The sequence below is a fragment of the Actinomadura harenae genome (assembly GCF_003696215.1).
Taxonomy (GTDB): Bacteria; Actinomycetota; Actinomycetes; order Streptosporangiales; family Streptosporangiaceae; genus Spirillospora; species Spirillospora harenae.
This window is the reverse complement of the sequence record NZ_RFFG01000101.1, coordinates 21,053-28,137: the sequence shown is the minus strand read 5'-3', so window position 1 is coordinate 28,137 and position 7,085 is coordinate 21,053. Positions and strand designations below refer to the sequence as shown.

Here is a 7,085-nt window from a genome sequence, read left to right as displayed (position 1 = left end):
TCCGGCCGCTCAGCCGCACCGCGCCCCGGCGGGCCCGCCGCCGGTCCAGCCGACCGCCCCGGTCGGACGGGCCACCCGGCACGGCGCCCCCCGCAAGCCCGCCAACCGCGGCCTGATCGGCATCGCCGCGGCCGCCCTGACGATCGTCGTCGGGCTCGGCGCGTGGGCGCTGTCCGGCGACGACGGATCCGACAAGGGCGCAGCCAAGCAGGGCGGCGGCACCGGACAGCACTCGTCCGCGCCGTCCGCGCCCGCCGCGACCACGCTGAAGCCGGTGAGCGCCTTCCCGCTCGAGGACGGCAGCAGCCGCGACAGCCAGTTCGACAAGAAGCTCGACCTCCTGGTCAGCGGCGGCGGCAGCCACAGCGACTACTGGCAGAGCGCCACCTACCGCGGGGAGAACTTCGGCAACCTGCTCAAGGGCATCGGGGTCGTCTTCGACATGGGCCACCCGGTCAAGGTCGACAGCGTCCGCGTGAACACGCTGGGCGTCTCGGGCGCGCCGATGGAGCTCCGCGTCGGCGACTCCAAGGACCTCGGCGCCCTCCACATCGTCGGAAAGGCGTCCTCGTCAGGCGGCACGTTCACGATCAAGACGGACAAGGCGGCGACCGGCCAGTACGTCTGCGTCTGGTTCACCACCCCGGTTCCGGACGGTTTCAAGGCGAAGCTGAGCGCGGTCACGGTCCTCGGTTCCGCCGGTTGACGCGGCGGGCGGGCACGGTCGGCACCGGTAACGATGGGGTGGCGATCGAGCTCTCGCGTTTCCGGGTTGTGACGTCGGGCGGAGTCTCTCGGTATCGTTCCTGTGAGCAGTATGTCCCCTCCCCCCAGGAATCCGTGGTGTCTTCCTCAGCAGGTGCGGCCGCTCCCGGACGTCCGGTGACCAGCGAAGGTGTGCGGTCATGGCGTCGGTGAGCACGCCGCGGGTGGACGAGGTGCCCGACAAGGAGCTCCTCGCCCGGCACGCCCAGGGGGACCCGCACGCCTTCGCCGAGCTCGTGCACCGGCACCGTGACCGCATGTGGGCCGTGGCCCTGCGCACCCTCGGCGACCCGGACGAGGCCGCCGACGCGCTCCAGGACGCCTGCCTCTCGGCGTTCCGCGCCGCGGGCCGCTTCCGCGGGGACGCCGCCGTCACGACCTGGCTGCACCGCATCGTCGTGAACGCCTGCCTGGACCGCATCCGCCGCCGCTCGGTGCGTCCGGCCACGCCCATGGGGGACGACGCGACCTTCGACGCCGTCGCGCCCAAGATGCCCGACCCGACGGACGCGCACGGCGTCTCCCTGGACGTCCGGCAGGCTCTGACGCACCTGCCCTACGAGCAGCGCGCCGCGCTCGTCCTGGTCGACATGATGGGTTATTCCGTGGACGACGCGGCGGCCGTCCTGGAGGTCCCACCTGGGACGATCAAGTCGCGATGCGCCCGCGGGCGCGCGAGGCTCGCGCCACTTCTCCGCCAGCATCGGAACCGACGGGACGCGCGGAACGTCGGAGGTGTGGAAGGAGGTGGCGCACCCCGATGAAATCCCCGCACCTCGACTACGACACCTTGGCCGACCTCGCCGAAGGACTGCTCGAAGACGACCGGGTCGCCTCCGCCAACGCGCACCTCGACACCTGCGCCGAATGCCGGGAACGATCCGCCGATCTTGTGGACGTCTCCCGGCTCCTGGCGGAGGCGCCCCTCCCGTCCATGCCCGCCGAGCTGGCCGAGCGGATCGACTCCGCCCTGGCCGCCGAGTCGCTGCACACCGCCACCGTGGTGAGCCTGGAGCAGCGGCGCAAACAGCGGCACTGGCGGGTCCTGTCCGCCGCGGCCGCCGCCATGGTCGTGCTCGGCGGCGGAGCGGCGGTCGGCACGAACCTTCTGCGCGGCGGCGGCTCGCATGACGGCAGCGCCAGCGTCTCGTCCCCGGTGACCGACCAGTCCGGGCAGGCGCATCACCCGCTCGGCGGCGGCCCCGGCGGCACCGCGCCCTCGGAGGCGACCGGAGCCTACGAGGTCGTGACGAGCGGCATGGACTACCACGCGGCGTCGCTCGGCACCCAGCTCGCGCGCGCGGTCGGTGACCGTGCCCGGCACCTGGCCGTGCAGCAGGGCGCCACGGTCACGTCCGTCCAGCAGTGTGTGGCGGCCGTCGCCAAGGCCCTCAAGCCCCTGCTGGTCGACCAGGCCCGGTACGACGGCACGCCGGCGACGATCATCGCCCTGCCCGGCCCCTCGGCCGGACGCTTCGACGTGTGGATCGTCCGGCCGAACTGCACCCCGCAGGATCGGCAACTGATCAGCCACACCCAGGTGGCCGGCTGACCCTCTCCGCCGTGAACGACGACGGCCGTCCGGGCTCCCGGACGGCCGTCGTTTTCAGTTGTCAGGAGAAGCGGAGATCTCTTTCGGGCCTTCGTCAGGAAGCATCCTAAGCGCCGCCCGAAAGTCGAGTCCGGGACCGTCGTTCGCCAGAACTGCTTTCAGAGAGCCCCTTGAGGCGCCTTCTCAGAGCTTCCTTTCAGGAAATAGTCAGAGACCCTTGAGGAAATCATCGGCGATCGACCAGGCGCGCTCACTTGACTCCGCGTCATAGTCCGGAAGGTCGGAGTCGGTGAACAGGTGACCCGCTCCCGGGTAACGGAAGACCTCGACGTCGGCCCCGGCACGCCGCATCCGCAGATACCACGCGTTCTGCCAGTCGACCGGCTCATAGGTGTCCGGATCCGCGACGTGAAGCTGGACGGGCAGATCCGGCGCGGACGCGTCGTCCGCCATGTCGGACGTGCCGTGCATCAGGAGCAGCCCCCGCGCGTTCTCGTCCCCGAAGGCGAGGTTCTGCGCGAGCGCGCCGCCCAGAGAGAAGCCCGCGTAGACGATCCCGCCCGCCGACAGGGGCGCCGCCGCGGCGATCGCGCGCTTGAGGAGCTCGCCCGAGCCGATCTCCTCCTTGAGCTCGATCGCCTCGTCCGGGTCGTCCAGGACGCGCCCGTCGTACAGGTCCGGGGTGTGCACCTCGTGCCCGTTCGCGCGCAGCCGGTCGGCCGCACGGTGAACGGCGGGCCGGAGCCCGTACATGGAGTGCAGGAGAAGAATCCGCGCCATGTGGGCAAGCTTATGTCCAGCCCACCCCCGTCCCGGGACGGGCGGGAATCTCCGGGCCCTAGGATCGGTTGACGCGACTGGCGGTCCGGAACGGCTCCGGGGATCTCTGAGACGGCCCGGCGTTCCCGCCCCTCCGGTACCGATGGCCATCGAGAAAGGCACTGTGACAGTGAGCGACGACGTCCGCAACGTCATCATCATCGGGTCCGGCCCCGCCGGCTACACGGCCGCCACCTACGCGGCCCGTGGCGACCTGAAGCCGCTGGTCTTCGAAGGCTCGGTCACCGCCGGCGGTGCCCTGATGAACACCACCGACGTGGAGAACTACCCGGGCTTCCCCGACGGCATCATGGGCCCCGACCTCATGGACGGCATGCGCAAGCAGGCCGAGCGGTTCGGCGCCGAGCTGATCACCGACGACGTCACCGAGGTCGACCTCACGTCCGACCCGAAGATCGTCAAGGTCGGCGACGACGTGTACCGCGCGCACGCGGTGATCGTCGCGACCGGCTCGCAGCACCGCAAGCTGGGCCTCCCCCGCGAGGACGCGCTGTCCGGACGCGGCGTCTCCTGGTGCGCCACCTGCGACGGCTTCTTCTTCCGCGACCAGGACATCGCGGTCGTCGGCGGCGGCGACACGGCCATGGAAGAGGCCATCTTCCTGACCAAGTTCGCCCGCACCGTCTACGTGGTGCACCGCCGCGACGAGCTGCGCGCCAGCCGCATCATGCAGGACCGCGCGTTCAACAACGAGAAGATCCGCTTCGTCTGGGACAGCGAGGTCGCCGAGCTGCACGGCGAGGACAAGCTGAGCGGCGTCCGCCTCCGCAACGTCAAGACCGGCGCCGAGGAGGACCTCGCGGTCACCGGCCTGTTCATCGCGATCGGCCACGACCCGCGCAGCGACCTGTTCACCGGCCAGCTCGACACCGACGACGAGGGCTACCTCCTGGTCGACTCGCCGACCACCAAGACCAACCTGCCCGGCGTGTTCGCCTCCGGCGACGTCGTCGACCACACCTACCGGCAGGCGATCACCGCCGCCGCGACCGGCTGCTCCGCCGCGATCGACGCCGAGCACTGGCTGCAGGACCAGGGCGAGGCCACGCCCGTCCCGCAGACCGACCCGGCCGTCCTCGCCGGCGAAGGCTGACCGGCGCCCGCACGCCGTCCGGTGCGGTGGCGGGGGGCCGCCGCACCGTCCGCAGTACGAGAACCTAGGGAGACCCCATGAAAGCCGTGACCGACAAGGACTTCGGCACCGACGTCCTCCAGAACGACAAGCCCGTCCTGGTCGACTTCTGGGCCGAGTGGTGCGGCCCGTGCCGCATGGTCGCGCCGATCCTGGAGGAGATCTCCGCGGAGCACGGCGACAAGATCGAGATCGTCAAGATGAACATCGACGAGAACCCGAAGATCCCCGCCGAGTACGGCGTCATGCAGATCCCGACCATGAACGTCTACAAGGGCGGCGAGGTCGTGAAGCAGATCATGGGCGCCAAGCCCAAGGCCGCCCTCCTCCGCGAACTCGCCGAGTTCATCTAACTAGCCCCCCAACATCAAAGGGCCCCGCTTCCCCCCAGGGATGCGGGGCCCTGGCACGTCCAGCACCCCCCACGCGCCACTCAGAGCCCCACAGCCACCCCAAACCACCCTCCGCCTCACACGGGAGACTCCCAGCCCGCCCAACTCCCCAGACGCCACCCCAGCCCCACCCACCCCGACCGGGCGCCGAGCAGGCAGCCGTAAGCAACAACCATCAACAAGGCCACCAACAGCGGCCGCGCACCGCGACAACGCCCGGCCATAAGGCGGAACCTCCAGACCTGCCCCCTGGGTAACCACATTGGACGGCCACCACGGGCGTGGCACATGGAGCAGGCGACGACGATCCGGTCGAACGGGGCTGAGGTCGTCCGCGTCGACGATGAGCAGACGGCCGTCGGGGCCGTGGCCCAGGCGCTCGGCAAGGTTCACGGGTGGCCCGAACCTCCCGGACGATCACCGCTGCGAGATCCACTCCAGGCCGCAGGAACGCGGAGCACCACAAACAAGCGACGCAGGCAAGCACCCTGGGCACGCACCGCAGGCGCGCACCGCGGCCGCAGGCGGCTACCCCGGACGGGCACTCGGGGCGCCCCGGGCACCCGCCCCAGGCACGCACCCCGGGCGAGCGCCGGGGACGGGCGCCGGGGACGGGCGCCTCGGGCGCGCATGTCGGCGCGTGGCGGCTTGCTCGGGAGGCTGCGGGCTGGGGCGGCGAGGTGGTGGGGTTGCTGGGCCCGTTCCGGGGCGGAGGCGGGGCTTGCGGGTGGGAGCTGGACGGGGTTGGGGGTGGGGTGGGGGCATGGCTCGGTTGGGGGGTGCGGGCTGATCCGGTCGTGGGAGATGCGGGGGGTTCGCCCGGCCGGGGCGGGATCGATGCCGTAGTTTGCTGGGACATCCGATCCCCTGGAGGTGGCTCGTGGAGCAGCACTCGCGTTCAGATGCCTACACCGATCTCTATGCCGACCGAGCCGCCGGCATGGTGCCTTCGGAGATCCGGGCCCTGTTCGCGGTGGCCTCGCGACCCGAGGTGGTCTCGCTCGCCGGAGGGATGCCGTACGTGTCGGCCCTGCCCCTGGACGAGTTCGGCGGGATGGTCGGGGACCTGATCGCGCGCAACGGGGCCGAGGCGCTCCAGTACGCCTCCGCGCAGGGGGACCCGCGACTGCGTGAGCAGATCTGCGACGTCATGGCACTGGAGGGCATCCAGGCGTGCGCGGACGACGTGATCGTCACGGTCGGCGCGCAGCAGGCACTCGACCTCGTCACGCGGATCTTCGTGAACCCTGGCGACGTCATCCTCGCGGAAGGCCCGTCCTACGTGGGAGCGCTGGGCACCTTCGCCTCGTACCAAGCGGACGTCGTTCACGTCGCCATGGACGAAGGCGGGCTCGTCCCTGAGGCGCTGGAGGAGACTCTCGGGCGCCTCCGGCGGGAGGGACGCACGGTCAAGTTCCTCTACACCGTCCCCACGTTCCAGAATCCCGCAGGTGTGACGCTGACCGCCGACCGGCGCACGCGCCTTCTGGAGATCGCGGCCGAGCACGACATCCTCATCATCGAGGACAACCCCTACGGGCTTCTCGGGTTCGACGGCGAGCCCATGCGAGCGCTGCGCGCCGACGAGTCCGAGCGCGTGATCTACCTCGGGACGTTCTCCAAGACGATCGCGTCCGGCCTGCGGGTCGGCTGGGCGCTCGCCCCGCACGCGGTGCGCGCCAAGCTCGTCCTCGCGGCCGAGTCGGCGGTGCTCTGCCACTCCAGCTTCTCCCAGCTGGCCGTCCGGGAGTATCTGGCCACACAGCCGTGGCGGGAGCAGATCAAGGAGTTCCGCCTGCTCTACCGCGAGCGTCGCGACGCCATGCTGGACGCCCTGGAGACGCTGATGCCCGAAGGCTGCACCTGGACGCGCCCGGCGGGTGGCTTCTTCGTCTGGCTCACCCTCCCCGAAGGTCTGGACGCCAAGGCGATGGCTCCACGTGCCATCTCCGAGCGGGTCGCCTACGTGCCCGGCACCGGTTTCTACGCCGACGGGAGCGGTCGCCGCGACATGCGCATCTCGTACTGCTACCCCGAGCCGGACCGCATCCGTGAAGGCGTCCGCCGCCTGGCCGGTGTCATCGAGAGCGAGCTACGCACCCGCGACACCTTCGGTGGCGTCGGCCACCGCGGCTCCCCCGGCGTGGACACGCCTGGCCCCGAAGTCGTCTGATCTCTCCCCTCTCCCCCGGTCCCCCGGCCGCGCCCTCCGCCTCCTCCCAGGCGGAGGGCGCGGCCTTTCCTGTGGAAGCCTCCCCGGCAGCACCTTCGGGGCTCTCGTTCTCCGCATCCCTCCATGCTCGCCGGGCGGAGAGTGCAGCGAAAGCTGAAGTGCGTTCTGTGGATAACCCGCCGACACACGGACTCGTTTCACGTGAAACGGCGGCAGCCCCCATGATGGTGC

Annotated in this window: 6 protein-coding genes and 1 pseudogene; 6 read left to right on the top strand and 1 reads right to left on the bottom strand. The window is 70.9% G+C overall.

Features of this window, described 5'->3' with window-relative positions:
- The 3 genes and pseudogenes from EBO15_RS44620 to EBO15_RS35170 form a co-directional block, all read left to right on the top strand.
- Positions 1–706: pseudogene (locus EBO15_RS44620) on the top strand (AMP-binding protein); the annotation flags it as partial.
- Between the two features lie 199 nt (positions 707–905).
- Complete coding sequence (gene sigM / locus EBO15_RS35175) at positions 906–1,529, top strand: RNA polymerase sigma factor SigM (protein WP_122198794.1); 624 nt, start codon at positions 906–908, stop codon at positions 1,527–1,529.
- Positions 1,526–2,317, top strand: coding sequence for an anti-sigma factor family protein (locus tag EBO15_RS35170; protein ID WP_122198793.1), 792 nt, complete (start codon positions 1,526–1,528; stop codon positions 2,315–2,317). Before sigM ends, EBO15_RS35170 begins: the two co-directional genes overlap by 4 nt.
- A gap of 207 nt (positions 2,318–2,524) precedes the next feature.
- Here the strand turns inward: EBO15_RS35170 and EBO15_RS35165 are convergent, their stop codons facing one another.
- A complete protein-coding gene (locus EBO15_RS35165; protein ID WP_122198792.1) occupies positions 2,525–3,097 on the bottom strand; it encodes a dienelactone hydrolase family protein in 573 nt (190 codons plus the stop codon).
- A gap of 169 nt (positions 3,098–3,266) precedes the next feature.
- Here EBO15_RS35165 and trxB point away from each other — a divergent pair, with 169 nt between their 5' ends.
- The 3 genes from trxB (at position 3,267) to EBO15_RS35150 (ending at position 6,854) form a co-directional block, all read left to right on the top strand.
- On the top strand, positions 3,267–4,250 hold the full coding sequence (gene trxB, locus EBO15_RS35160) for a thioredoxin-disulfide reductase (RefSeq protein ID WP_233616645.1): 984 nt from the start codon (positions 3,267–3,269) through the stop codon (positions 4,248–4,250).
- Between the two features lie 77 nt (positions 4,251–4,327).
- Complete coding sequence (gene trxA / locus EBO15_RS35155) at positions 4,328–4,642, top strand: thioredoxin (protein ID WP_122198790.1); 315 nt, start codon at positions 4,328–4,330, stop codon at positions 4,640–4,642.
- Positions 4,643–5,621: 979 nt separating this feature from the next.
- The gene (locus EBO15_RS35150) at positions 5,622–6,854 is read left to right on the top strand and encodes an aminotransferase-like domain-containing protein (RefSeq protein WP_122198799.1); all 1,233 of its coding nucleotides are present in this window, start codon (positions 5,622–5,624) and stop codon (positions 6,852–6,854) included.
- The last annotated feature ends 231 nt before the right edge of the window (positions 6,855–7,085 follow it).